25 protein-coding genes are annotated in these 24,928 nt (G+C 71.3%); 11 read left to right on the top strand and 14 right to left on the bottom strand.

Annotated features, from left to right (window positions below; all coding sequences use genetic code 11):
• Nucleotides 1–108: 108 nt before the first annotated feature.
• Entirely contained in the window at nt 109–441 is a 333-nt protein-coding gene (locus tag RCR19_RS12145) for a hypothetical protein (RefSeq protein WP_059130029.1), read from the top strand.
• A gap of 7 nt (nt 442–448) precedes the next feature.
• On the opposite strand, the gene RCR19_RS12140 is transcribed toward RCR19_RS12145, so the two are convergent.
• The 7 genes from RCR19_RS12140 to mce all read right to left on the bottom strand — a co-directional run bounded on the left by RCR19_RS12140 (nt 449) and on the right by mce (nt 10,151).
• Entirely contained in the window at nt 449–1,318 is an 870-nt protein-coding gene (locus RCR19_RS12140) for an ABC transporter permease subunit (protein WP_331265153.1), read from the bottom strand.
• On the bottom strand, nt 1,315–2,532 hold the full coding sequence (locus RCR19_RS12135; protein WP_331265152.1) for an ABC transporter ATP-binding protein: 1,218 nt from the start codon (nt 2,530–2,532) through the stop codon (nt 1,315–1,317). Before RCR19_RS12135 ends, RCR19_RS12140 begins: the two co-directional genes overlap by 4 nt.
• Nucleotides 2,533–2,706: 174 nt before the next feature.
• Nucleotides 2,707–3,477 carry an ABC transporter permease gene (locus RCR19_RS12130; protein ID WP_331265151.1) on the bottom strand — a complete coding sequence of 257 codons (771 nt, stop codon included), beginning with the start codon at nt 3,475–3,477 and terminating at the stop codon, nt 2,707–2,709.
• Nucleotides 3,478–3,480: 3 nt separating this feature from the next.
• Nucleotides 3,481–4,458: an ABC transporter ATP-binding protein gene (locus RCR19_RS12125; protein ID WP_331265150.1), complete on the bottom strand. Its 978-nt coding sequence runs from the start codon at nt 4,456–4,458 to the stop codon at nt 3,481–3,483.
• An 84-nt stretch (nt 4,459–4,542) separates the two neighbouring features.
• On the bottom strand, nt 4,543–5,478 hold the full coding sequence (locus RCR19_RS12120; protein ID WP_331265149.1) for a cellulose-binding protein: 936 nt from the start codon (nt 5,476–5,478) through the stop codon (nt 4,543–4,545).
• A 181-nt stretch (nt 5,479–5,659) separates the two neighbouring features.
• A complete protein-coding gene (scy, locus tag RCR19_RS12115) occupies nt 5,660–9,478 on the bottom strand; it encodes a polarized growth protein Scy (protein WP_331265148.1) in 3,819 nt (1,272 codons plus the stop codon).
• A gap of 232 nt (nt 9,479–9,710) precedes the next feature.
• On the bottom strand, nt 9,711–10,151 hold the full coding sequence (gene mce / locus RCR19_RS12110) for a methylmalonyl-CoA epimerase (protein ID WP_331265147.1): 441 nt from the start codon (nt 10,149–10,151) through the stop codon (nt 9,711–9,713).
• A gap of 148 nt (nt 10,152–10,299) precedes the next feature.
• Between mce and RCR19_RS12105 the strand changes: the two genes are divergently transcribed.
• The 3 genes from RCR19_RS12105 (at nt 10,300) to RCR19_RS12095 (ending at nt 14,056) form a co-directional block, all read left to right on the top strand.
• The gene (locus RCR19_RS12105) at nt 10,300–11,502 is read left to right on the top strand and encodes an acetyl-CoA C-acetyltransferase (RefSeq protein ID WP_331265146.1); all 1,203 of its coding nucleotides are present in this window, start codon (nt 10,300–10,302) and stop codon (nt 11,500–11,502) included.
• Nucleotides 11,503–11,548: 46 nt separating this feature from the next.
• Nucleotides 11,549–12,505 carry a methylmalonyl Co-A mutase-associated GTPase MeaB gene (gene meaB / locus RCR19_RS12100; RefSeq protein ID WP_059130038.1) on the top strand — a complete coding sequence of 319 codons (957 nt, stop codon included), beginning with the start codon at nt 11,549–11,551 and terminating at the stop codon, nt 12,503–12,505.
• A 186-nt stretch (nt 12,506–12,691) separates the two neighbouring features.
• The gene (locus RCR19_RS12095; protein ID WP_331265145.1) at nt 12,692–14,056 is read left to right on the top strand and encodes an MFS transporter; all 1,365 of its coding nucleotides are present in this window, start codon (nt 12,692–12,694) and stop codon (nt 14,054–14,056) included.
• 90 nt (nt 14,057–14,146) lie between these two features.
• On the opposite strand, the gene RCR19_RS12090 is transcribed toward RCR19_RS12095, so the two are convergent.
• From RCR19_RS12090 to RCR19_RS12075, 4 genes are all read right to left on the bottom strand, one after another.
• Nucleotides 14,147–14,623 (bottom strand): MarR family transcriptional regulator, encoded by a 477-nt coding sequence (locus tag RCR19_RS12090; protein WP_059130039.1) that lies wholly within the window; start codon nt 14,621–14,623, stop codon nt 14,147–14,149.
• A 92-nt stretch (nt 14,624–14,715) separates the two neighbouring features.
• A complete protein-coding gene (locus RCR19_RS12085) occupies nt 14,716–15,510 on the bottom strand; it encodes an AIM24 family protein (protein WP_331265144.1) in 795 nt (264 codons plus the stop codon).
• Nucleotides 15,507–16,157, bottom strand: coding sequence for an AIM24 family protein (locus RCR19_RS12080; protein ID WP_331265143.1), 651 nt, complete (start codon nt 16,155–16,157; stop codon nt 15,507–15,509). The genes RCR19_RS12085 and RCR19_RS12080 overlap by 4 nt, the downstream gene beginning before the upstream one ends.
• Nucleotide 16,158: 1 nt before the next feature.
• Nucleotides 16,159–16,791, bottom strand: coding sequence for an AIM24 family protein (locus tag RCR19_RS12075; protein WP_331269417.1), 633 nt, complete (start codon nt 16,789–16,791; stop codon nt 16,159–16,161).
• A gap of 251 nt (nt 16,792–17,042) precedes the next feature.
• Here RCR19_RS12075 and RCR19_RS12070 point away from each other — a divergent pair, with 251 nt between their 5' ends.
• The 4 genes from RCR19_RS12070 to RCR19_RS12055 all read left to right on the top strand — a co-directional run bounded on the left by RCR19_RS12070 (nt 17,043) and on the right by RCR19_RS12055 (nt 19,365).
• On the top strand, nt 17,043–17,387 hold the full coding sequence (locus RCR19_RS12070) for a DUF3817 domain-containing protein (RefSeq protein WP_331265142.1): 345 nt from the start codon (nt 17,043–17,045) through the stop codon (nt 17,385–17,387).
• A complete protein-coding gene (locus RCR19_RS12065; RefSeq protein WP_331265141.1) occupies nt 17,384–17,680 on the top strand; it encodes an MTH1187 family thiamine-binding protein in 297 nt (98 codons plus the stop codon). The genes RCR19_RS12070 and RCR19_RS12065 overlap by 4 nt, the downstream gene beginning before the upstream one ends.
• A 145-nt stretch (nt 17,681–17,825) precedes the next feature.
• Nucleotides 17,826–18,578 (top strand): hypothetical protein, encoded by a 753-nt coding sequence (locus tag RCR19_RS12060; RefSeq protein ID WP_331269416.1) that lies wholly within the window; start codon nt 17,826–17,828, stop codon nt 18,576–18,578.
• 154 nt (nt 18,579–18,732) lie between these two features.
• Complete coding sequence (locus RCR19_RS12055; protein WP_331265140.1) at nt 18,733–19,365, top strand: TetR/AcrR family transcriptional regulator; 633 nt, start codon at nt 18,733–18,735, stop codon at nt 19,363–19,365.
• 78 nt (nt 19,366–19,443) lie between these two features.
• Here RCR19_RS12055 and RCR19_RS12050 read toward each other — a convergent pair whose 3' ends face one another.
• Nucleotides 19,444–19,875 carry an SRPBCC family protein gene (locus RCR19_RS12050; RefSeq protein WP_331265139.1) on the bottom strand — a complete coding sequence of 144 codons (432 nt, stop codon included), beginning with the start codon at nt 19,873–19,875 and terminating at the stop codon, nt 19,444–19,446.
• 125 nt (nt 19,876–20,000) lie between these two features.
• Here RCR19_RS12050 and RCR19_RS12045 point away from each other — a divergent pair, with 125 nt between their 5' ends.
• From RCR19_RS12045 to RCR19_RS12035, 3 genes are all read left to right on the top strand, one after another.
• Nucleotides 20,001–20,510, top strand: coding sequence for a MarR family transcriptional regulator (locus RCR19_RS12045; RefSeq protein ID WP_059130048.1), 510 nt, complete (start codon nt 20,001–20,003; stop codon nt 20,508–20,510).
• Between the two features lie 65 nt (nt 20,511–20,575).
• The gene (locus RCR19_RS12040) at nt 20,576–20,914 is read left to right on the top strand and encodes a DUF3817 domain-containing protein (protein ID WP_331265138.1); all 339 of its coding nucleotides are present in this window, start codon (nt 20,576–20,578) and stop codon (nt 20,912–20,914) included.
• Between the two features lie 115 nt (nt 20,915–21,029).
• A complete protein-coding gene (locus RCR19_RS12035; RefSeq protein WP_331265137.1) occupies nt 21,030–22,730 on the top strand; it encodes a methylmalonyl-CoA mutase family protein in 1,701 nt (566 codons plus the stop codon).
• 73 nt (nt 22,731–22,803) lie between these two features.
• Here RCR19_RS12035 and RCR19_RS12030 read toward each other — a convergent pair whose 3' ends face one another.
• Together RCR19_RS12030 and RCR19_RS12025 are read right to left on the bottom strand one after the other, a co-directional pair.
• Entirely contained in the window at nt 22,804–23,955 is a 1,152-nt protein-coding gene (locus tag RCR19_RS12030) for a DUF3103 family protein (protein WP_331265136.1), read from the bottom strand.
• A gap of 209 nt (nt 23,956–24,164) precedes the next feature.
• The gene (locus RCR19_RS12025) at nt 24,165–24,779 is read right to left on the bottom strand and encodes a TetR/AcrR family transcriptional regulator (RefSeq protein WP_107116699.1); all 615 of its coding nucleotides are present in this window, start codon (nt 24,777–24,779) and stop codon (nt 24,165–24,167) included.
• Nucleotides 24,780–24,928: the final 149 nt, after the last annotated feature.

Genomic DNA, 24,928 nt, shown 5'->3' with positions numbered 1-24,928 from the left:
TGTGCTGTTGGGCGGGTTCCGTCGAAGACGGCGACGAACGCGTACCCCTGCTCGCGCCGCGTAGGCTGGACAGTGCCCGAGCCCCCGTACAGCCCTGTGAGGTGTCCTGTGTCGCCGCGTCGCAACCGACCGAAGGGACCCGGCTCGTCCGGCGGGAACGGGGACGACGACGACAGGTCCCGCTACGGAGGCTGGCAGTCCACCGAGAGCTGGCAGGGCGAGGACTGGAGCGTGCGCCATGTGGCGGGCGCCGGTGCCGAGGGCAAGACCTACCGCTGCCCGGGCTGCGACCAGATGATCCCCTCGGGCGTCCCACACGTGGTGGCCTGGCCCCAGCACGCGGGCGTGGACGACCGCCGGCACTGGCACAAGGCCTGCTGGAACGCGAAGGACCGCCGCACCTCGCGGGTGCAGCGGTCCCGTAACGCGCCCAGACACTGAGTCCGGGCTACACGTCCCGCTTCTCCAGCAGCACGAAGGCGCCTGCGAAGGCGACGGCCGTCACGCCGAGCGCGATCCACAGCGGGTCCCAGCCCGTCGGGCCCGAAGACGTCAGCGAGTTGGAGTAGAAGACGCTGAGCTGGTTGGGGATCGAGTACTCCAGCAGCCCCGTGCGCACCTTCGAGAGCGACTCCGCGAACATGAAGAGCGCGATGACCAGCGGGGCGAGCAGCAGCCCGATCATGATCGTGATGGCGCCCGCGGAGTGCCGGACGATCGACCCGATGACCAGCGAGAGCAGCCCGAGCAGGGCGATGAAGAGGGAGACGCCGATCGTTCCCTTGAACCATTCGCCGCCGGTGGGGACCCGGGCCCCGTGGTTCTCCAGCATGGACGTCTGGGCGAGGGCGACGACGGAGGCCGCGACCAGGGTGACCACGAAGGCGACGAGGAAGAAGACGATCGCCTTCGCCGCCAGCACCCGCCCACGGCTGGGGCACGCGGTCATGGTGGTGCGGATCATGCCGGTGCCGTACTCCGACGCGGTGGTCAGCACGCCGAGCGTTATCACGCACATGCTGCCGAGGAGCAGCCCGAAGAAGCCGAGGGAGAGCGGGCTCTCGCCCCCGAGGTCCGAGGAGGAGCTCGCGACCAGCGCGCCGGCGCCCAGGCCGATGCCGATCACCAGCAGGACGAACACCCCGAGCGTCCACATCGTGGAGCGCACCGACCTGATCTTCGTCCACTCCGAGGCGATGGCGTGTCCGAGATGGGTGCGCACCACCGGGATCGGCGAGGTGTAACCGGGGGTCCCGGAATCGGGCGTGGCCGGCCAGGTGGGCGGGGCCTGCGGCAGCGGGGGCTGGGGCGTGCTCATCGGGCGTCCTCGGGCTTGGTCAGGTCGGCGGCGGGAGCGGCGGGTGCGGCCGGTGCCCGGTCCTCGGGGGCCGGCCGTGCGTACGGGTTCGGGCCCCCCGCGCCCGGGGCGGCGGGGGCCGCAGGAGCGCCGTACGGGCCCGCGGGGACCTGCCCGGGCTGTCCCGGCATGACGAAGGGCTGCCCGCCCGGCTGGGGCGGTGGCGGGGCGTACCAGCCCGGCTGGCCCTGACCCGGCACCGGTATCGGCGGCTGGTAGCCCGGCGGCAGCGGCTGCATCAGCCCCGCGCGCTGGTCGATGGTGGAGCGGTAGTCCACCGCGCCCTGCGTCATCCGCATGTACGCCTCCTCCAGCGAGGCCTGGTGCGGAGACAGCTCCCACAGCCGTACGTCGGACCCGTGCGCGATGTCGCTGATGCGGGGCAGCGGCAGCCCGGTCACGCGCAGGCCGCCGTCCTGCTCGGGCAGCACATGGCCGCCTGCCTCGGTGAGCGCCGAGGACAGCTTCTCCCGCTGCTGGGGCTCGGTGTCGGGGGTGCGGACACGCGCGAAGTCCGCGGAGTTGGCGGAGATGAAGTCCCGGACGCTCATGTCCGCGAGCAGCTGACCGCGCCCGATCACGATCAAGTGATCGGCGGTGAGTGCCATTTCGCTCATGAGGTGGGAGGAGACGAAGACGGTGCGGCCCTCCGCCGCGAGCGACTTCATCAGATTGCGCACCCAGAGGATGCCCTCGGGGTCGAGACCGTTGACCGGCTCGTCGAAGAGCAGCACCTGGGGGTCGCCGAGCAGCGCGGCGGCGATGCCGAGCCGCTGGCCCATGCCGAGCGAGAAGCCCTTGGAACGCCTCCCGGCCACGTCCTGCAGGCCGACGACGCCGAGCACCTCGTCGACCCGGCGGGCCGGGATCCCGGACAGCTGGGCCAGGCAGAGCAGGTGATTGCGGGCCGCCCGGCCGCCGTGCACGGCCTTGGCGTCGAGCAGGGCACCGACCTGGCGGGGGGCGTTGGGCAGCTTGCGGTACGGGAAGCCGCCGATCGTCACCTGCCCCGAGGTGGGGTTGTCCAGGCCGAGGATCATCCGCATGGTCGTCGACTTCCCGGAGCCGTTGGGCCCGAGGAAGCCGGTGACGGTACCCGGTCGCACCTGGAAGGAAAGGTTGTACACGGCCGTCTTGTCGCCATAGCGCTTCGTCAGGCCGACTGCCTCGATCATGCTCCGCACCCATCGAAAGGTTCAGGACGTCGGGGCGCCCAGACTGCCCCCGTAAGGCTTAGGAGGATATCCGGGCGCCGACGGTTCCACTCAAGAGAATGTAAAAGCCCGCAGGTCACCGGCGTCAACGGGCCCTGACCGGACTCCCTGCGGGTCCTGCCTGGTCAGGGGCGCTCAGGCGTCGCGCTTCTTGAGCAGGGCGTATCCCCCGATCAGGGCGGCTGCCACCCAGAGGACCATGATCCCCAGGCCGCCCCAGGGACCGTAGGGTGTGTCGTCGCCGGTCCCGGGCACGACCTGGAGGATCCTGCTGCCGGCCTGGTCGGGCAGGAAACGGCCGATCTTCTTCGTGGCCGAGACGTTGCCCAGGATGTTGGAGATCAGGAAGAAGAACGGCATCAGGACGCCGAGGGAGAGCATCGGCGAGCGCAGCATCGCGGCGATGCCCATCGAGAACATCGCGATCAGCGTCATGTAGAGCCCGCCGCCGACGACCGCGCGCAGGACGCCGGGGTCGCCGAGCCGTGCGCCGTGCGGTCCGAGGACCGCCTGTCCGAGGAAGAAGGCCAGGAAGCTGGTGGCCATGCCGACGACGAGGGCGAGCGCGGTCGCAACCGTGATCTTCCCGAACAGGAAGGTGGCGCGGCGGGGGACCGCGGCGAGCGAGGTGCGGATCATGCCGGTGCTGTACTTGTTCGACACGACAAGCACCCCGAACACGATCATCGCGAGCTGGCCGAGGCTCATTCCGGCGAAGCTGATGAAGGTGGGGTCGAGGGTGAGCCGGTCCCGCGGGCTCATGCTGTCGAACTCCCGCCTGGTCAGGGCCGAGATCAGCATGCCGAGGGCCACGGTGACGACCAGCGCGGCGGACAGCGTCCACACCGTGGACGCCACCGACCGGATCTTGGTCCACTCGGACCTGATGACATGGGCCATCGCCATGGCTCAGGCTCCCTTCTTCCAGTCCGCGCCCCATTCCCCGCGCGGAACGGGCTGCGCCCAGGTGCCGCCGGGGGCTTCGGAGTGCGCGTGGTACTCCACCGACTGTGCCGTCAGCCGCATGAACGCCTCCTCCAAGGAGGCCTGTTGCAGGCTGAGCTCGTGCAGCACGATCTGGTGGCGGGCAGCCAGCTCGCCGATCGGTTCGGCCTTGCCGCCGTCCACCTCCAGTGCTCCGCCGCCGGTCTCGACGACGGTGATGCCCGCCTCGTGCAGCACGTCGAGCAGCCGTTCGCGCTGCGGGGAGCGGACACGGACGTACGACCTGGAGTTCTTCGCGATGAAGTCGGCCATGGAGGTGTCCGCGAGCAGCCGGCCCTGGCCGATGACCACAAGATGGTCCGCGGTGAGCGCCATCTCGCTCATGAGGTGGCTGGAGACGAACACGGTCCTGCCCTGCGCCGCGAGGGACTTCATCAGGGTGCGGATCCAGTGGATGCCCTCCGGGTCGAGCCCGTTGACCGGTTCGTCGAACATCAGGATCCGCGGGTCGCCGAGCAGGGCCGCGGCGATGCCGAGGCGCTGGCCCATGCCGAGCGAGAACCCCTTGGCCTTCTTCCGTGCGACACCGGTCAGACCGACCGTGTCCAGGACCTCGTGGACACGGTCTGCGGGAATGCCGTTGCTCTGCGCCAGGCACAGCAGATGGTTGAAGGCGCTGCGGCCGCCGTGCACGGCCTTGGCGTCGAGAAGCGCGCCGATGTATCTGAGCGGGTCCTCGATCTGGTCGTAGCGCTTGCCGTCGATACGGACGTCACCGGAGGTGGGGTGGTCGAGCCCGAGCACCATGCGCATCGTGGTGGACTTGCCGGCTCCGTTCGGCCCGAGGAAACCGGTGACGACACCCGGTCTCACGGTGAAGGTGAGGTTGTTGACCGCCAGCTTCTCGTCGTACCGCTTGGTCAGCCCCTCGAGCTCGATCATGCGGACACGCTAGAACGCCGAGAAGCCCCCCGCCACTGCAGTGGCGGAGGGCTTCTCGGATGTTCGGATGCCGTACGCCCCGTGTTACCGGGACTGCTGCGCGGGGACTCCGCGGGAGATCGGCTCGTCCTCGGCCGGCGAGCCCGCGGCGGCGACAGCGGCGCCCGTGAGCGTCGCGAGCATCTCGCGGACGTTCGTGAGCTGGGCGTTGATGGAGTCGCGACGGTTCGTCAGCGCCGCCAGCTCGCGCTCGGATTCCGAGCGGATGCGGTCGGCCTTGGCGTTGGCGTCGGCCACGATGTCCTCGGCCTGACGCTGGGCCGTCTCCACCGTCTGGCGGGCACGGCGCTCGGCGTCCGTGCGCAGCTTCTCGGCCTCCAGGCGGAGCTGCTCGGCACGGTGCTCGATCTCGGCGAGGCGCTTCTCGGCCTTGGCCTGACGGGAGGCCAGGTCGCGCTCGGACTGCTCGCGCCGCTTGGCGAGGTTCGTCTCGAAGTCGGCGGCGGCCTGGGCGGCCTTGGCGCGGGTCTCCTCGAAGAGGGCGTCCGCCTCCTCGCGCTTGGACTGCGCGTCCTTCTGGGCGTCGGAACGCAGCTGCGAGGCGTCGCTCTTGGCCTTCTCGACGATCCGGACGCCTTCGTCCTCGGCCTTGGACTTGCGCTCCGCGGCGAACGACTCCGCGTCGTTGCGCACCTGCTGAGCGGCCGACTCGGCCAGCTCGCGGTGCTGCTCGGCGGCGCGACGGGCCTCCTCGCGCAGGTCCTTGGCCTCTTCCTCGGCGAGGCGGAGGATCTTCTCGACGCGCGCGCCCAGACCCGCGTACGACGGCTCCGCGTCGGTGACGGCGGCCTGGGCGTTCTGCGTCTCGAGGTGGAGCTCCTCGATGCGCTTCTCCAGGGCGGTGATACGGCCGAGAGCACTGTCACGGTCGGAGACGAGCTTGGAGATCCGTTCGTCCACCTGAGCGCGGTCGTACCCACGCCGCACAAGCTCGAAGCCGTAGGGGGAAGTGTCGCTCATGGGGTTCCTGTCGAATGAGACCGGTGAGGTGATAGGGGAATCCTAGGGGCCAAAGCGGCGTGTCATCGAGCGGATGCGTGTTTGATCTGGAGAATGACCCTCCTTTTGGGTGGCTGGCTGTCCGAAGCCTTGCCAGAAGCTGTGTGAAACGTCACGGCGAGCACAGAATCCGCCCTCCTGACTAGCCTTCTGACGCCTTGCCACCCGAACGGGGCGCACCCACGGTGGCTCCCGCCTTGACGCCTCCGTCCTTGCCGCCGCCCGACGGGGCCTCGAAGGACTCCAACGCCTCCAGGACGTCCTGGACACGGGAGATCTCCGCATTGATGTCCTCCCGGCGGCGCACCAGGATCTCCAGCTCCCGCTTGCCCTCCTCGACGGCCGTACGGGCCTCGTGGATCGCCTCGGCCTTGATCCTCTCCGCCTCGGCGACCAGGCTGGCCTTCTTCTGCTCGGCCTCCTTCAGCAGCCCCTCGGCCTTCTTGACCGCGGCGATACGGACCTTGCCCGCCTCGGAGCTGGCCTCCGAGACGATCTCCTTCGCCTGTCCCTTGGCCTTCTCCAGCTGCTCCTCGGCCGCCTTGATCAGCGCGTCGCACCGCTCGCCCGTCGACTTCATCGCCTCGGCCGACTCGCGCCGCGCCCGCTCGTGCAGCTCCTCGATCTCGCTCGTGATGCGGTCGCGCAGCTCCTCGGCCCGCTCCCGGATCGCGGTCGCGTCCCGGCGCGCGCCGATCAGCAGCTCGTCCGCGTCGGACCGCGACCGCTCCACCAGCGAGTTGCCCTCGACCGTGGCCTCGGAGACGAGGCGCTCGGCCTCCTGGCGGGCGACGCCCACCATGGTGTCGGCCTGCGACTCGGCGTCCGCGGTCGTCCTGCGCGCGGTCTGCTGGGCCTCCGTGAGCAGCTTGTCGGCCTCGGAGGTGGTCTCCGTGATGAGCGTGTCGACCTGCTCGGCCGCCTCGGAGCGCCGCTTGTTGGCGTCCTTGCGGGCCTCGTCCAGGGTCCGCTCGGCCTCCTCGCGGGCGGCCGAGGTGATCCGCTCGGCCTCGGCGGCCGCCTCGGCCCTGACCCGCTCCGAATCGGAGCGGATGCGCTCGGCGTGCGCTCGCGCGGAGCCGACCGTCTCGGCGGCCTCGGCACGCAGCCGCTCCGCCTCGGCGGCGGCCTCGGCACGCAGCCGCTCCGCCTCGGCGGCGGTCTCCGCGGTGAGCCGCTCGGCCTCCGCCGTCGCCTCGGTGATGAGGGTGTCCACCTGGGCGGCGGCGTCCGACCGCATCCGGTTCGCGTCCTCGCGCGCCTCCGCACGGGTGCGCGCCGCGTCCTGGTCGGCGGTGGCGATCGCGTCCGACACCTCCGCCCGCACACGCTGGGCGTGCTCGGAGGCGTCCGAACGGATCCGGTCGGCGTCGGTGATCGCCTCCGAGACCGTCCGCTCCGCGAGGGACTTGGCGGCCTCCGTCTCGTCGGAGGCCTCCTGCCGCAGGCGTGCCGCGTCGGCGCCGGCCCGCTCGCGCTCGGCGTAGGCGTCGGCGCGGACCCGATCGGCCTCCTCCTGCGCCTCGGTGCGCGTGCGCTCCGCCGCGTGCTCGGCGGCCGAGCGCAGGCCGGTGATCTCCTCCTGCGCCTGCTCGTGCAGCCCGGTCACGGAGTCCCGCACCTGCTGGGCGTGCTGCTCTGCGGCCGAGACCATCTCGGTGGCCCGCCGGTCGGCCTCCTCGACCAGCCGTACGGCCTCGGTCTGGGCCTCCTCGACCCGGGCGCGCGCCACGGCGAGCAGTTCCTCGCTCTGCTCGCGGGCCCGCTCGCGCTCCTGGTCGGCATCCTGGCGCGCCGAACCGAGCAGTTCCTCGGCCTCGCGGCGGCGCCGGGTCGCCTCCTCCTGCGCGGCGGCGAGCGTCTCCGTGGCCTCGGCGCCCAGCCGCTCGGCCGCGGCCTGCGCCTCGGCGCGCACCCGGTCGGCGGTGTCCTGTGCCTCCGTCTTGAGCCGCTCGGCCTCGGTCGCGGCGTCCGTGCGCAGACGCACGGCGACGGCCTCGCCCTCGGCACGGGAGGCGGACGCGTCGGCGGCGGCCTCCGTGCGCAGCCGGTCCGCCTCGGTCTCGGCCTGCGCCTGGAGCGTACGGATGCGCTCGGCTGCCTCGGAGCGCAGCCGCTCGCCCTCCTCGACTGCCTCGCGGCGGATCCGCTCGGCCTCCCCGCGGGCGTCGGTGAGGGCCTCCTCGGCGGAGGTGAACCGCTGCTCGGCCTCGGTCTGCAGACGGGTCAGCTCCGCGGCCGCCTCCGCCCGGCGCGCCTCGACCGCACGCTCGGTCTCCTCGCGCAGCTCACGGGCGGCCCGCTCGGCCTCCTCCTTGATCGCGTCCGACAGCTCGACGGCCTCGGCGCGCTGCGTCTCGGCCTCGCTGCGGGTGCGCTCGAGGGTCTCCTCGGCCTGGCGGCGCAGCGTCGAGGCGCGTTCGATGGCCTCGGTGCGCACCCTCTCGCTGTCGGTGGTCGCGGTCGCGCGCATCTCGTCCGCGTCGGCCTTCGCCTTGGCGAGCAGCTCCTCGGCGGTCTTGGCCGCCTCCTCGATCTGCTGGACGGCCTCGCGACGGGCCTCGGCCCGGATCCCCTCGCCCTCGGCCACCGCCTCGGCACGCAGCTGCTCGGCCTCACCGCGCAGCCTGCGCGCCTCCTCCTGCAGCTCGACCGTCTTGGCGCGGTACTCCTTGGTGTCGTCCTTCGCCGCGCCCTTGAGCTGCTCGGCGATGTCGTGCGCCTCGGCGCGCAGCCGGTCCGCCTCGGTCTCGGCCTCGCGGCGGATCCGCTCGGCCTCCTCGCCCGCGGCCTTGGTGGTCGCCTTGGCGTCGTCGGCCGCCTTGGTCAGGACGTCCTCGGCGGTGCGGGCCGTCTTGGCGAGCTGGGAGGCGGTCTCCTCGGCCGTGATGCTGCGGGCCTTCTCCGAGGCCTCCGCGAGGACCTTCTCGGCCTCCGTCCTGGCGTCGGCGACGACCTGCTCGGCCTCGGCCTTGGTGCGCTCGGCCTCCTTGGTGGCCTCGCTGACGAGCCGGGCGACCTGCTCCTTGGCCGTGCGGGTGCGCTGCTCGTTGGTCGACTCGGCGCCCGCCAGGGCCTTGGCCGCGGCCTCCTTCGCCTCGGCGACCACCTTGTCCGCCTCGGCACGCGCCTCGCGCAACGCCGTCTCGGCCTCGGCCATCCGCTGCTCGGCGGCACGGCTCAGTTCGGCGGACTGCCGGCGGGCGGTGTCCGACTCGGTGGCCGAGGAGGAGCGCAGCTGCTCGGCGTGATCGGTGGCCTCCTGGGCCTGGGAGGACGCGGCGTTCAGCAGGCGTTCGGCGTCCGTGCGGGCCCGGCGCAGGATCTGGTCGGCCTCGGCGCGGGCGGCCTCCGCGTCGCTCTGCAGCCGCTGCCGGGCCTCGGCGGTGACCCGCTCGGCCTCGGCGCGGGCCGCGGCGAGCGCCTGTTCGGCCTCGGCGCGCGACTCCTCGACCAGACGGCGCGCCTGGGACTCGGAGCGGGCGCGCAGCTGCTCGGCCCACGCCACGTTCTCGTTGACGTGCGACTCGACGGTCTGCCGGCGCTCGGCCAGCTCCTGGTCGAGCTGCTGCCGACGGGTGACGGCCTCCGCGTGCAGTTCCGCCTGGAGGCGCGCGACCTGCTCGGCGTGCTCCTGGAGGATGTGCTGCGTCTGCGCGCGGACCTGGCTCAGCTCGCGCTCGGCGTCGGCCCGCAGCTGGTCCGCCTGCATCTGGGCAGTACGAAGCATCTGCTCGGCCTGATAGCCGATGTCGGTCCCGTCGTAGGCAGGACGGGTCATCAGGGTGCGGCGCGCCTCGTGCAGCTTGGCGCGCAGCACCTCGACCTGGTAGCCGAGGTCCTCGGCGTGCTGGATCGCCTTTTCCCGCTCGGTCTTCAGCCGCTCCATCTCGGCCTCGAACCGAGAGAGGTGATCGACGTCAGCCGCCGGCTCTCGCTCCTGGCGTTCGTAGCCCCGCACTGCGCGGTCCCATCCGTCCCCTGGTCGCAAGTCTCTCCAAACGAGCCCCGTCCATCCGCCGAACGGTGCCCCCGGGGAATGGTGTCAGATCAACGACGGAGCATGGGCTGCTGCCCCGACGCTCGTCCCCCGAAACCCGGACCCCGGCCTCGTGTCCCACCGGTCAGGCGGGACACGGTCGCCCTGGTGGAGCGGCGACCGCCCCAACCCTACCGGCCCATATGTACGGGAGTCAGTGCTCAGGTGACTCAACAGCCGCGGATGTGACCAGTTCTGTCAGAACTCCGTGGCAATCCTTCGGGTGCAGGAAGGTGATCCGCGACCCCATGGAACCGACTCGTGGCTCCTCGTACAGAACGCGTACGCCCTTGTCGCGGATGTGGGCGGAGTCCCCGTCGACATCCGCCGTACCGAAGGCGATGTGGTGCACACCCTCACCGTTCTTCGCCAGCCACTTGGCGACGGTGGAGTCCTCGCGGACGGGCTCGAGGAGCTGGAGGTAGGACGCACCGCCGTCGTCGGTGTTGTTGATCTTCAACATGGCCTCGCGCACGCCCTGTTCTTCGTTGACCTCGGTGTGGAACACGGAGAAGCCGTATGTCGAGGTGTAGAACTCGACGGTCTTCTCGAGGTCGAAACAGGCGATCCCGATGTGGTCGATTCGCGTCAGCATGCTGTTAGTGCAGCGCCCCTGGAGTGGTTACGCAACGTGCGCGCGATCACACCGACGGCTTGATGACGGGGCGGACTACCGCTCAGTACATTCGAAGTAAACCCTCGTTCACTCCTCGGCCGTGCAGGCCGGAAGGGGATCGCAGCTCATGTCTGGAACGAACAGCACGACCTCCGTCATCGTGGCGGGTGCCCGCACCCCGATGGGACGGCTGCTCGGCTCGCTGAAATCCTTCTCCGGAGCCGACCTCGGCGGCTTCGCGATCAAGGCCGCCCTGGACCGTGCGGGGATCGGCGGCGAACAGGTGCAGTACGTGATCATGGGGCAGGTGCTGCAGGCCGGTGCCGGGCAGATCCCCGCACGTCAGGCCGCGGTCAAGGCCGGCATTCCGATGAGCGTCCCGGCGTTGACGATCAACAAGGTGTGCCTTTCGGGTCTCGACGCGATCGCGCTCGCCGACCAGCTGATCCGTGCGGGTGAATTCGACGTGGTCGTCGCGGGCGGCCAGGAGTCCATGACCAACGCTCCGCACCTGCTGCCGAAGTCGCGCGAGGGCTTCAAGTACGGCGCGGTGCAGATGCTCGACGCGATGGCCCACGACGGTCTGACCGACTCCTTCGAGGGCATCGCCATGGGCGAGTCGACCGAGAAGCACAACGTCCGTCTGGGCCTCGGCCGGGCGGAGCAGGACGAGATCGCCGCGCTGTCCCACCAGCGCGCCGCCGCCGCCCAGAAGAACGGCGTCTTCGAGGCCGAGATCGCTCCGGTGGAGGTCCCGCAGCGCAAGGGCGAGCCGGTCCTCGTCAGCCAGGACGAGGGCATCCGCGGCGAGACGACGGTGGAGACGCTCGCGAAGCTGCGTCCGGCCTTCAGCAAGGACGGCACGATCACGGCCGGCTCCTCCTCGCAGATCTCCGACGGTGCGGCGGCCGTGGTCGTGATGAGCAAGGCCAAGGCGCAGGAGCTGGGACTGGAGTGGATCGCCGAGATCGGCGCCCACGGCAACGTGGCGGGCCCGGACAACTCCCTGCAGTCGCAGCCGTCGAACGCGATCCGGCACGCGCTGAAGAAGGAGGGCCTCGAGGTCTCGGACCTCGACCTGATCGAGATCAACGAGGCGTTCGCGGCGGTTGCCGTGCAGTCGATGAAGGATCTCGGGGTTTCCTCCGAAATGGTGAATGTCCATGGCGGCGCCATTGCCCTGGGGCACCCGATCGGGATGTCCGGGGCGCGGCTGGTCCTCCACCTCGCCCTGGAGCTGAAGCGGCGCGGCGGAGGGGTCGGCGCGGCCGCCCTGTGCGGGGGCGGCGGCCAGGGCGACGCCCTGATCGTGCGGGTGCCCAAGGCCTGACCATCCCGTACCTCGCCACGTCGTCATGAATCGGAACGGAGCTGTGATGCAGGACGTCTCCTCGCTGGTCGCCCAGGCCAGGGAAGGCCGGCCGCGGGCCGTGGCCCGGCTGATCTCCTTGGTCGAGGGGGCGTCCCCGCAGCTCAGGGAGGTCATGGCGGCCCTCGCCCCGCTCACGGGCGGTGCCTATGTGGTGGGCCTGACCGGCTCACCCGGGGTGGGGAAGTCCACCTCCACCTCGGCGCTCGTGACGGCGTACCGCAAGCAGGGCAAGCGGGTCGGCGTCCTGGCCGTCGACCCGTCCTCGCCCTTCTCGGGCGGTGCGCTGCTGGGCGACCGCGTCCGGATGTCGGAGCACGCGTCGGACCCCGGCGTGTACATCCGTTCGATGGCGACGCGCGGGCATCTGGGCGGCCTCGCCTGGGCTGCTCCGCAGGCGATCCGGGTGCTGGACGCGGCGGGCTGCGACGTGATCCTGGTGGAGACCGTCGGCGTGGGCCAGTCGGAGGTGGAGATCGCCTCGCAGGCCGACACCTCGGTCGTGCTGCTGGCGCCCGGGATGGGCGACGGCATCCAGGCCGCGAAGGCGGGCATCCTGGAGATCGGCGACGTGTACGTCGTCAACAAGGCCGACCGCGACGGCGCGGACGCGACCGCGCGCGAGCTGAACCACATGCTGGGGCTCGGTGAGTCGCGCGCCCCGGGTGACTGGCGTCCGCCGATCGTGAAGACCGTCGCGGCGCGCGGCGAGGGCGTCGACGAGGTCGTCGAGGCGCTGGAGAAGCACCGGGCGTGGATGGAGGAGCGCGGCGTGCTCGCTGAGCGCCGGCGCAAGCGCGCCGGCCACGAGGTCGAGACGATCGCGGTGACGGCGCTGCGGGAGCGGATCGGCGATCTGCACGGCGACCGCCGTCTGGGCGCGCTGGCGGAGCGGATCGTGGCGGGGGAGCTTGATCCCTACCGGGCGGCGGACGAACTCGTGGCGGGTCTCACGAACGGCTGAACGGCCATCGGTGCCGGGTGCCGGGAAAGCCCGTGGCGGGCCCCGGCACCCGCTGCTACGTTGATCCGCATGTTCCTCCTCTTGGCATAGGGCCCGCCCAGGTCCGCGATCGGCACCGGCGTCCGGCCGTGGTCGTCGCGGGACTCAGGCGTCCCCCTTCCATGCCTCCCGTCGAGGAACCTCCACATGCCCACGCCTGCTTTCGGGCGGCCTTCGTATGCCGCCGTTCTGCGTGTCCCCCACGCCCGCCGCACCTTCGCCGCCGCGTCGGTCGGCCGGCTGTCGTACGGGACGGTGTCCATCGCCGTCCTGCTGTCCGTGACCAGGGCCACCGGGTCCTACGCCGTGGCCGGTACGGTCATGGCGCTCTTCGGCGCCACCACGGTCCTCCTCTCGCCGCTGCGGGCGGCCTTCGTCGACCGGTACGGTCCCCGACGCGCGCTGACACCCATGGCACTGATCCACGCCGGGCTGCTCGCGGCGCTCGCCGTGGCGAGCTGGCGGCCCGGTGCGCCGGCGCCGCTGCTCGCAGGCCTAGCCCTGGCCGCGGGTGCCTTCCCGCCCCCTCTGGGGCCCACGATGCGGGCCGTGTGGAGCGGGCTGATCGACGATCCACGGCTGCTGCAGCGCGCCTTCGGGCTGGACGGAGTGGTCGAGGAACTGCTGTTCGTGTCCGGGCCGCTGCTGGTGGGCGCACTCGTACGGTGGGCGCCGCCCGCGGCGGGAGTGGCCCTCAGCGCGCTGCTGTTGGCCGTCGGCACCGCCGTCTTCGTCGCGTGCCCGCCGGTCGCCGGTACCCGGCCCGGCACGGCGCGGCGGGGCCGGTCCACGGGGCGCCCGCGGCTCACGCCGGGGCTCGCCCAGCCGGTGACGGTGGCCGCCGGGGTCGGGCTGGGGATCGGCGCGCTGGATCTGCTGGTCCTGGCCTTCGCCGAGCAGCGGCACTACGGCGACGGCGTCGCGGCGTGGGTGCTGGCGGCGCTGTCCGCGGGCAGTGCCGTCGGCGGGCTGCTGAACGGCGCGGTCGACTGGCGCACAAGCGCCCGGGTCAGGCTGCCGGCGCTGGCGGCGGCGCTCGGGCTGACGCTGGCCGTGGCGGGCATCGCTCCCGGCGTCGCGGTTCTGACGGCGGCCGTGGCCTGTGCGGGCCTGTTCATCGCGCCCGCCCTGACGACGTCGTACCTGATCGCGGACGAGTCGGCGGCACCGGGCCTGCGCACCCAGGCCGGAGCATGGGTGAACACGGCGGTCAACGCGGGCAGCTCGGCGGGCTCGGCGGCGGTGGGCGTGCTGCTGGGCCGGCTGCCGCTGGGCGTCTGCTTCGCCGTGTCCGGCGCGGCCACGCTGACCGCGGCCGTCGCCGCTCTCGCCGGCCGGCCGGGTGCTGTGCTCGGGGCGCGACGGTACCGGTCCGGTCCACCGGCGACGGACCCGGAGCGGTCCGTCGGCGCCGTGCCCTCGGATGTCCCGGCGGAGGCCGGGGGCGGGTCCCCGGCCGTTCCGTCCGCCCGCGGCGCGCGGCAGGGGCGCCGGGGCGGTCGGCGGCGCTGACGGTCACCGTCGTGCGGTGCCCGTCGGGGCGGTCGGCGGTGCGGGCGCATCCGCCGGCCGCCTGCGGCTCCGGGTGAACCCGGGGTACCGCTAGGGCTTGCCCCGCTGCCCCCGCAGGTGTTCCGCGATCGGGCGCAGGGACTTGTGGAGCTGCTCCAGGTCGTCCGGGGACAGCAGGTCCATGAAGTGCCGCCGCACGGACGCCACGTGGTGCGGTGCGACCTTCTGCATCGTCTCCAGGCCCTGGTCCGTGAGGACCGCGAACAGGCCCCGGCGGTCCGACTCGCAGTTCTCGCGGCGTACCAGATTCGCGTTCTCCATGCGGGTGATCTGGTGCGACAGGCGACTCTTGGACTGGAGGGTGGCGGCCGCGAGGTCGCTCATCCGCATCCGCATGCCCTCCGACTCCGAGAGATTCACGAGGATCTCGTAGTCGTTCATCGTCAGGCCGAACGGCTGCAAGTCCCGCTCGAGCTGGTACGTCAACAGCCTGTTGACCTCCAGGTGGGTGCGCCAGGCGCACTGCTCCGCATCGGTCAGCCAGCGCGTGGCCGTCTCGGTCTCCATGAATCAAGTCTACCTAAAAAGTTGAAAGGCGAACTAGTGAGGGTGGTGTGACGGTGCGCACGCGTTCGATGTCACACTCCGCAGACTACCGCTCACAGCCCGAAGCGACGCTGGAGGTCCCCCAGCTGTCCGGGAAGGCGCGGTGCCCCCGGCGACCCTTGGTGACCGGGTACCCCGCCGCCGCCCGGTACTCCGGGCTCGTTCGGGACCGCTCCCGTGGCCTGCTCCGCCATCAGTGTCTCCGTGGACTGGAGCAGGACGGTGCCCGCTCCGACGAACTCGAACTGGTGCTCCTCCCCGGAAGCGCCCCCGAGCCCCGTCATCGCACGTAGACCACCCCATACGCCGGTCAGGTACCCGTGGTCGTAGTGGTGGCAGGGCGACGGGCAGTCGGCCCAGCCGACCAGGGCCTGCGGGTCCACCCGGATCGGGGGTTCCATGAACACCACCGGACCGTTGGACGCGGCGACGAACTTGCCGGTTCCGATCAGGGTCAGGAAGCCCGGAATGATCGACTGCTTGAGGGAGAGACTTGGCTGAAAAGCGAGGAGGTTGCCCGAGCGAATGGTCAGATTGCCGTCGTCCAGGTCATACGAATTCACGTCGAAGGCCCGGTCGGCGAGGAGCATCTTGCCCGAGCCGTCGGCCACCACCCAGTCGCCCGCGTGCAGTGGCGAATGAAAGGACGTGCGGACGACGCGGTCGAGTCGCCCGTGCCCCACGCCGTTGAACTCGATCGAGCCGTAGTAGGCGATCATCTTGCCCTTCTGCAGGAACCACTGGCTCCCCTTGAGCTCCACGCAGAAGGTGTACTTGTTGACGCTCTCGTCGAACGGGAGGGTCATCGGGTCGTGCACGACGGGGCCGGCGCCCGGGTAGGTGGTCACAGCTTCTCCTCCGACGCCTGTACGTACACCGCACCGCTGCCGCTCAGCTCCAGCTGGAACGCCTCGCCCGAGCCGCGGCCGACCATGTCGCGCCAGCCGAGTGCCGTCGAGAGCTTGTTGCGCACGTCGCCGTGGTGGGCGACGTACGCCTGGGGATCGACGTGGACCGGGCGCTGCGGGGTGATCGGCACCTCGAAGACCCCGCCGTGCGCCATCACGGCGACCGCGCCGCGCCCCGTGAGCGTCGTGGTGAACAACCCCTGGCCCGTGACCTGGCCGCGCACCAGGCCCATGACCCCGCCCTGAGAGCCCATGAACATCGTGCCCTGCTGGAGGGTCCCCTCGAAGGCGAGCAGCCGGTCCGCCTCGACGTACAGGGTGTCGCCCGTGAGGTGGATCACTTGGATGTGGTGGCCGCCGTGCCCGAACAGCACCGTGCCACTGCCCTCGACCGTCATCAGCGGTGTCGCCTCGTTCGCGACGCGACGGCCGATCATCGACATGACCCCGCCCTGACCGCCCTGGATGTTGGGTGTGAAGGAGACGTCGCCCTTGTAGGCGAGCATCGCTCCCCGCTGACTGAACAGCCGCCGGCCCGGGACGACCGTCGCCTCGATCATCTTCGCGTTGACTTCGCGGAAGGTCATGTCAGACGTCCCCCGCGATCGTGTTGCGCTCGCTGGGCTGGACGTAGACCAGTCCGTCCCCCTCGAAGCGGATCTGGAAGGCCTCGCCGCCGCCCTCGCCGAGGAACGTGCGGAAGGTCACCCCGGACTGGAACGACTGCCGCAGATTGCCCCGGTGTGCGACGTACGCGCCGGGGTCGACGGTCAGCGGGTACTGCGCGCTCACCCGCAGCACCACCGCCGGACCGTCCGACATGACCGCTGCCTGGCCGTGGCCCTCGACGGTCGTCGTGAACAGGCCGTTGCCCTGCGAGGCGCCGCGCAACCCGGTGAACGTCGTCCCCGTGCGCAGTCCGGCGTCGGTCGCGAGGAGGTTGCTCGACTCGACGTACAGCTTGTCCCCCTGGAGATCTACGAGGTTGATCTCGGAGGCCCGGTCCGCGAACCAGCACGTACCGTGCCCCCGCACCTCCATCACGGTCATCTGCTCGCCGGTGAGCCGCCGGGTCACCATTCCCCGGAGCCCCTCACCGCCGCCGGTGAGCTTCTTGAAGGCCATCTGCCCGTCGTAGGCGACCATGGAGCCGTTCTTCGCCTTCACGGCGTCCCCGGTCATGTCGACGGCCAGCACCTTGCTGCCTTGGAGTCGGAACATCGCCACGTGGCGACGGTAGCGGCCGGGCGGGGGGAGCGGACAGAGCCGTGTGGTGGATCCGGTCCCCGACCCGTCCCTGAGAGAACAGGCGTACCAGTGGTCCCGCCGGCGACCGGCGGCGGGCGGACGGCCCGACACCCCGCACCCCGTTCCGGGCCCGCCGGGTCCCTGATGTCACAATGGGGCCGACGCTTGTGCGTACGTTCACAAAGCGACTGCGTCGTCAGCGAATCTCCCACCGAAGGTGACCCGTGGACATAAAGACCGCCACCGCCCTCCGCCGGCTCCGCCTTGTCTCGGCCCCCGAAGCAGTCTCCTTCCTTCTGCTGCTGCTCTGCTCGGTGCTGAAGCGCACCACGGACTTCAACGCGGTGCCCGTCATGGGCTCGATCCACGGGATCCTCTTCATCCTGTACGTGATCTTCTGGGCGGACGCCTGGAACCGCACCAGGTGGCCGCTGCGGACCGCCGCCCTCTACTTCGTGCTGTCCGTGCTGCCGACCGGCGGCTTCTTCGCCGAGCGCATGCTGCGCCGTGAGGCCGAGAACGCCGTGATCGCCGCGCGCGCCCGCAAGGAAGGGATCGTGAACGCGTGATCGTCGCCTTCTCCGTGACACCGCTCGGGGTCGGCGAGGACGTGGGGGAGTACGTCGCCGACGCCGTCCGGGTCGTACGGGAATCGGGTCTGCCGAACCGCACCGATGCCATGTTCACCTCGATCGAGGGCGAGTGGGACGAGGTCATGGACGTCGTGAAGCGCGCCGTCGCCGCGGTCGAGGACCGTGCGCCACGGGTGTCCTTGGTGCTGAAGGCGGACATCCGCCCGAGTGTGACCGACGGCCTCACCTCGAAGGTGGAGACGGTGGAGCGCTATCTGTCCGGCGGGTGAGCCCTCGTGGACCACGGAGAACCCCGGCCCCGAGGGCCGGGGTTCTCTTGTGCCCGGTGATTGAGCGTTCGCTCAAATCCGTTGTACTGTCGGGCCGGTTGCTTGAGCAGTCGCTCAAAGGGGTGCCGTGGCAGGGGGATTGGCATTGGGGCTCTACGCGGAGGCGTGCATACGCGGTGACCTCGACGACCTGTGGGCGAGGACGCAGGACCCCCGGCAGCACCCCCGCTGGGATCTGCGCTTCACCGAGATCGAGCCCCTTCCCGGCGCCGAGGGGGGACCGCGGCGCTTCGGCTGCGCGATACGCGTCCTGCCCTTTCTGACGTTCTCCGGGACGGGGGTGTCGGCGGGGGAGGAGACGCGGCCGGACGGTACACGCGCCTGCGCGCTGCGGTTCTCCTCACCGCATCCGCTGTCGCTGATCGCGGAGGGCGGCGGCTACTGGCAGTACGTCCCCGACGGCGACGGCGTCCGCTTCCTGACGGGGTACGACTACCGGCCGCGCTGGGGCGCGTTCGGTGCGCTCGCCGACCGCCTGGTCCTGCGCCGGCTCATGGGCTGGGCGACGGCCTGGTCCTTGGACCGGCTGCGGCTCTGGCTGGAGCGCGGCGTCGCGCCGGAGCGCGCGCTGGTGAACTGGCTCGTGGAACTGGCCCTCCGCGCCCTGGTCGTCACGGCCGCCGGTACCGGGCTCTTCCTGGACCCCTTCCTGCGCCTCTCCGGCCCGGTGGCGGCCTCGATGGCCTATGTGTGCCCGCTGCTGCTGGCCGTCGTGATCGCCTTCGCCCTGTTCACCTCGCCCCTTCCCGGCACGCCCGCCGCCCGCCGCTGTCTGCGCACCCCGCCCACATGGGCGCGTGCGCCGCGACTCCTCGCGACGCTGGAGCACCCGTCATGACCTCGGTCCTTTGTGCCGGGCACTGCATGTCCGCCCCGGCGCCGTGCGCATCGCCGCGGGGCGCGGGCGGGCGGCGGCCGTGTGCGGCGCCGGGGCACGGGCGGGCCTGCGGGGCGTACCCGGGTCGGCGGCCGGTCCGGCGACAGGCGTGGGCATGAGCGGGACGACCAAGGTCAAGCTGCTGGAAGGGGCGCTGCGGACGCTCACCGAGCAGGGCATCGCCGGGACCTCGGCCCGGACGGTCGCGGCGACCGCGGGCGTCAACCAGGCGCTGGTCTTCTACCACTTCGGCTCGGTGGAGGAGCTGCTCGCGGCGGCGTGCCGGTACGGGGCGGAACAGCGGGTGGCCCGCTACCGGGAGCGGCTCGACGGGATCGGCTCGCTCGGTGAACTCCTCGCCTTCGGGCGGGAGATGCACGAGGAGGAGAAGGCGGCGGGGCATGTCGCCGTGCTCGGCCAGCTGCTGGCCGGGGCCCAGAACCGTCCGCGTCTGGCGCCCGCCACGGCGGCGGGGCTCGATCTGTGGATCGCGGAGATCGAGCGGGTGCTCACCCGGGTGCTGACGGTGACACCGCTCGGGGATTTCGCCGATGCCGACGGGCTCGCGCGCGCCGTGGCCGCCTCCTTCGTGGGGATCGAGCTGTACGAAGGAGTGGACGCCGAGGGGGCGGGCACGGCGCTGGCCGCCCTGGACCAGCTGGCGTCCCTGCTGGCCGCGCTGGACGACCTGGGACCGGTGGCCCAGCGGGCGGTCCGGCATGCGCTGCGCAGGGCGTCGCGCCCGTAACCGGCGCACGCCGGGGACCGCGGGCCTCGGCGGGCGCGGACGGGCCGTGGCGCTTGCGGGGGCCTCAGAGCGCCGCGCTCACCCTTCGTGTTCCAGGTACTCCTTGAACTGCTCCAGATCGCTGCGGACGAGCCGCTCGATCGCGCTCGCCTGGGCGAACCCCTTCGGCCCGCCGAACGCCTCCCTGACGGTCGCGGGGTCGTACTCGAGGCGCAGCTGCACCCGGGTGCGGTCGCGGTCGATGGGGTGCAGCGAGAAGGAGCCCGTCAGCTCGGGGCCACCCGTGGTGCGCCACTCCAACACGTGGCCCCCGCCGCGGTCGGACATCTCGGCGTCGAATCCCGTCGTACCGCCGCCCGAGTCGATGTCCACATGTGCCCGGCCGCCCTCCTCCGTCCGGGCGCCGCGTATCCCGTCCACGAAGCGGGGATAGTTCTCCACGCGGTGCAGGCTGTTCCAGGCCGTGTCGACGGGGACGCTCACGTCGACGTGTTCTTCGAGAGTGCTCATGGCCCACCTCCGTGTTCGGCTCATGACGCATGGCTTCCGCTTCCAGTGTGCGCCCGCGGGTGGCCCGGCGACCGAAAGGCGAGACAGGGCTGACCACCATGTGACCGGCCGGTAAGGTCGAGGACGTGCCGAAGCCGCTCAGCCTCACCTTCGACCCCATCGCCCGTGCCGACGAGCACTGGAAGCAGCGATGGGGCAGTGTGCCGTCCATGGCCGCGATCACCTCGATCATGCGGGCCCAGCAGATCCTGCTGGCCGAGGTGGACGCGATCGTGAAGCCGTACGGGCTGACCTTCGCGCGCTACGAGGCACTCGTGCTGCTCACCTTCTCCAAGGCGGGCGAACTGCCCATGTCGAAGATCGGGGAGCGCCTGATGGTGCACCCCACGTCGGTCACCAACACCGTCGACCGCCTGGTGAGGTCCGGACTCGTCGCCCGGCGGCCCAACCCCAACGACGGACGCGGCACCCTCGCCTCCATCACCGACAAGGGCCGCGAGGTCTGCGACGCCGCGACCCGCGACCTGATGGCGATGGACTTCGGGCTCGGGACCTACGACGCGGAGGAGTGCGCCGAGATCTTCGCGATGCTGCGCCCGCTGCGCGTCGCCGCGGGCGACTTCGAGTCCGAGTAGCGCGCGCCCCCGACGGCACGGGGGCGCCCGAAGATCGCCCGAATCCGGCCGTTACGCTCGTCCCCATGAAAAAGAGCGTGCTGACCCGCTACCGCGTGATGGCCTACGTCACGGGCGTGCTGCTGGTCCTGCTGACCCTCGGTGTGATCGCCAAGTACGTGCTGGACGTCGACGGCGCCGCGGACTTCACCCGCGTCGTCGGTATCGCGCACGGCTGGCTGTACGTCGTCTACCTGATCTTCGCCTTCGACCTCGGTGCCAAGGCGAAGTGGCCGGTCGGCAAGCAGCTGTGGGTCCTGCTGGCGGGGACGATCCCGACGGCCGCCTTCTTCGTGGAGCGCAAGGTCACCCGCGAGCTGGAGGCTAGGCTCACGGACGAGGCGCCCGCGGTCGTCAAGGTCTGAGCCCCGGCGCCGCACGACGGCCGCGTACGGCGGTCCGCCGCTGTACGTGTCTTTGTCGCGGATCGCCTCCGTGAGCGGTCGACATTTACTTGGACGTCCTAGTAAATTCGATGGTATGGACGCTGACGCCATTGAGGACGGCCGCCGACGCTGGCAGGCCCGCTACGACGCCGCACGCAAGCGTGAGGCCGACTTCACCACGCTCTCCGGCGATCCCGTGGAGCCCGCGTACGGTCCGCGCCCGGGCGACACGTACGAAGGATTCGAACGGATCGGCTGGCCCGGCGAGTACCCCTTCACGCGCGGTCTGTACCCGACCGGCTACCGGGGGCGGACGTGGACCATCCGGCAGTTCGCCGGCTTCGGCAACGCCGAGCAGACCAACGAGCGCTACAAGATGATCCTGGAGGCCGGCGGCGGAGGGCTGAGCGTCGCCTTCGACATGCCGACCCTCATGGGCCGTGACTCCGACGATCCGCGCTCCCTGGGCGAGGTCGGCCACTGCGGGGTGGCGATCGACTCGGCGGCGGACATGGAGGTCCTCTTCAAGGACATTCCGCTCGGTGACGTCACGACCTCGATGACGATCAGCGGTCCGGCCGTCCCCGTCTTCTGCATGTACCTGGTCGCGGCCGAACGGCAGGGCGTCGACCCCGGCGTGCTCAACGGGACGCTGCAGACCGACATCTTCAAGGAGTACATCGCCCAGAAGGAGTGGCTCTTCCAGCCCGAGCCGCATCTCCGTCTGATCGGCGACCTGATGGAGTACTGCGCCTCGGGCATCCCCGCGTACAAGCCGCTCTCCGTCTCCGGCTACCACATCCGGGAGGCGGGTTCGACGGCCGCGCAGGAGCTGGCCTACACGCTGGCCGACGGGTTCGGATACGTGGAGCTCGGCCTGAGCCGGGGACTGGACGTGGACGTCTTCGCCCCGGGACTGTCCTTCTTCTTCGACGCGCACGTCGACTTCTTCGAGGAGATCGCCAAGTTCCGGGCGGCACGCCGCATCTGGGCCCGGTGGATGCGCGACGTGTACGGGGCGAGGAGCGAGAAGGCGCAGTGGCTGCGCTTCCACACCCAGACCGCTGGTGTCTCGCTGACCGCGCAGCAGCCGTACAACAACGTGGTGCGGACGGCGGTGGAGGCGCTCGCGGCCGTGCTGGGCGGGACCAACTCGCTGCACACCAACGCCCTCGACGAGACCCTGGCACTGCCGAGCCAGCAGGCCGCGGAGATCGCCCTGCGCACCCAGCAGGTGCTCATGGAGGAGACCGGGGTCGCCAACGTGGCGGACCCGCTGGGCGGTTCGTGGTACGTCGAGCAGCTGACGGACCGGATCGAGGCGGACGCCGAGCGGATCTTCGAGCAGATCAAGGAGCGCGGTCTCCTGGCGCATCCCGACGGCCGCCATCCGATCGGGCCGATGACCTCCGGAATCCTGCGGGGCATCGAGGACGGCTGGTTCACGGGCGAGATCGCGGAGTCCGCGTTCCGTTACCAGCAGGCGCTGGAGAAGGGCGACAAGAACGTCGTCGGTGTGAACGTCAACACCGGGTCGGTCACCGGGGATCTGGAGATCCTGCGGGTCAGCCACGAGGTCGAGCGGGAGCAGGTGCGGGTGCTGGGCGAGCGCAGGACCGGGCGGGACGACGCCGTGGTGCGTTCGGCGCTGGACCGCATGCTGGCCGCCGCACGGTCCGGGGCAAACATGATCGAGCCGATGCTCGAGGCCGTGCGTGCGGAGGCGACGCTCGGGGAGATCTGCGGGGTGCTGCGCGACGAGTGGGGCGTCTACACCGAGCCCGTGCACTTCTGAGACCGGACACGCGAAGGGGCCGGCGGGACGATGTTCCCGCCGGCCCCTTGCGTGCGGCTCTCGGCCCCCTGCCTCAGAACTCCTGCACGAAGTAGGGCTCCACGGTCATCCAGCCGTTGCCCCGGGCGCCGTAGCGGGTGCCGTTGTCGCTCTGGGCCAGCGTGTACCAGGAGTCGACGTAGTCGGGGTCGTCCGTCCACCAGTCGTCCGGGATGGCGTCCAGGACCGCGTTCACCAGCGGGATGTACGTGCCCTGGTCGGCGATGGTGAGCAGCACCGTGGCGATCGCCTTGGCGAGGTCGCGGTAGTTGGTGCTGCCGTCGTCCTCCATCATCACGGCGTCGGCCAGGTTGTACTTGTAGAGCGACCAGTTCACCAGGATCTGGTTGGGCCGGTAGACCGTGCCGTCGTTGTCCAGGTACGGCATGTCGACGGGATCCACCCGGGCCGTGCCGTCCTGGCCGAAGCCGGTGACGAGCGTGTAGATCTCGGCGTCGCCCTTGATCCAGGGCTCCTCGTCGTCCGAGAGCTCGACCGAGGTGATGCGGGTGGTCCAGAAGCCCGCGGCGGCCGCCGACGCCCGCGAGAGGCCCTCGGAAGCCTTCTGGGAGGCCGGCGCGGCGGAGTCCACGCCGTACCGGGCCAGTTCGTCGTTCAGGACGCCAAGGCCGGCGGCCAGTGCCTTGGAGCCGTCGATGTCCACGACGTAGACCGGGTGCGACGGCGCCGTACGGGCGTCGAGCGTGTGGGCCCGGCCCCTGCTGTCGTAGGCGGTCACCGTGGCGGCGTCGTCGTCCGAGGTGGCCGCGGCCACCCAGGGCGTGGTCCCGGCCGCGAGCGCGGCGCGCATGGACCCGTCGCCCAGCCGCAGCCGGAGCAGCGGGCCGACCCCGGCGTCCAGGCCCTTGGCGGCGGCGATCCGGCGGTCGGCGGCGGCCAGATCGGACTTGAGGGTGCCGCCGGCCTTGCCGGCGAGGTCGGTGACGGCCACCTCGTCGGAGGTGAGCGCCGCCTCCTTGACGCGGTCGCGCCAGGCGGAGTCGGTGAGCGAGCCGGCTATGGCACGGGCGGCTCGGTCCTCCGCCGTGCTGACGACGGACGAGGTGGTGGGGGGCTTCGGTGCCGCCGTGGCCGGCGGGGCGACCAGGCTCTGGGCGGCACACAGGGCGACCAGGGACGCCGCGACGGCGCCGAGGCCGCGCCGACGGGGGTGACGAGGTCTCACGTGGATCGGTCCTCCGGGAAGCGAGTGGGTGATGTCTCACTGTCGGGTGGAGCACGTGACGCGGATCTATGCGGGTAGATTCCCGCCGCGGACAAGCATGGCGGTGACATGACACGTGCGGCAAGAGGCCCGTGCCGCGTACTGAATGAACTTCCGGGGGTGCGGGCCGGAAGCCCGCCGTACGGTCCCGGGGCCGCCCGTTTCGCGCGTCAGGCGCCGTACGCCGTGAGCCCGCCGAGCAGTACCGCGGTGAAGCGCGCGGCCCAGTCGGCGTCGACGGCCTCGCAGGAGACGAGGGTGCGGTGCACGACGGCGCCCGCGATCACGTCGAAGATCAGGTCGACCTGCGGGGCGGGGTCGCCCTGGTCGTCGGGGATCTCACCGCGTCGCTGGGCCCGCCGCCGCCCCTCGACCACCAGTCGCTTCTGCCGGTCGACGATCGCGTCGCGGATCCGCCGGCGCAGCGGCTCGTCGTGGGTGGCCTCGGCCACCACCGCCATCAGCGCGGTCTTGGTGGCCGGCTGCTCCAGCAGGGCGGCGAACTCCAGCACCACGCTCTCCACGTCGGCCCGGAGACTGCCGCGGTCGGGGAGTTCGAGCTCGTCGAAGAGTTCCGCCACCGCGTCCACCACGAGTTCGCTCTTGCCGGCCCAACGGCGGTAGAGCGTGGTCTTCGCGACACCCGCCCGGGTCGCCACGTCCCCCAACGTGAGTCCCGACCAGCCGAGGTCGACGAGCGCCTCCCGGGTGGCCGCCAGGATCGCAGCGTCCGCGGCGGCGCTGCGGGGGCGTCCCGTACGGGCGGCGGAAGTGCTGCTCTCCATGTCAGTGACCATATCCGGCCGTGCCGCAGTCCACTTCTGGACGTCGTGTGGAGTGGTGAGGGAGATCACCGGTGGACTGGTCACGGAGAGCCCCGGGTGCAGTTACGCTACGACTCGTAGCGAAAGCGGGCGTGCGCATTCCGGCGCGG

The sequence above is a fragment of the Streptomyces sp. WAC07094 genome, from assembly GCF_036320405.1.
In the GTDB taxonomy this organism is placed as follows: domain Bacteria; phylum Actinomycetota; class Actinomycetes; order Streptomycetales; family Streptomycetaceae; genus Streptomyces; species Streptomyces lannensis.
This window is presented reverse-complemented; position numbering and strand designations above follow the sequence as displayed.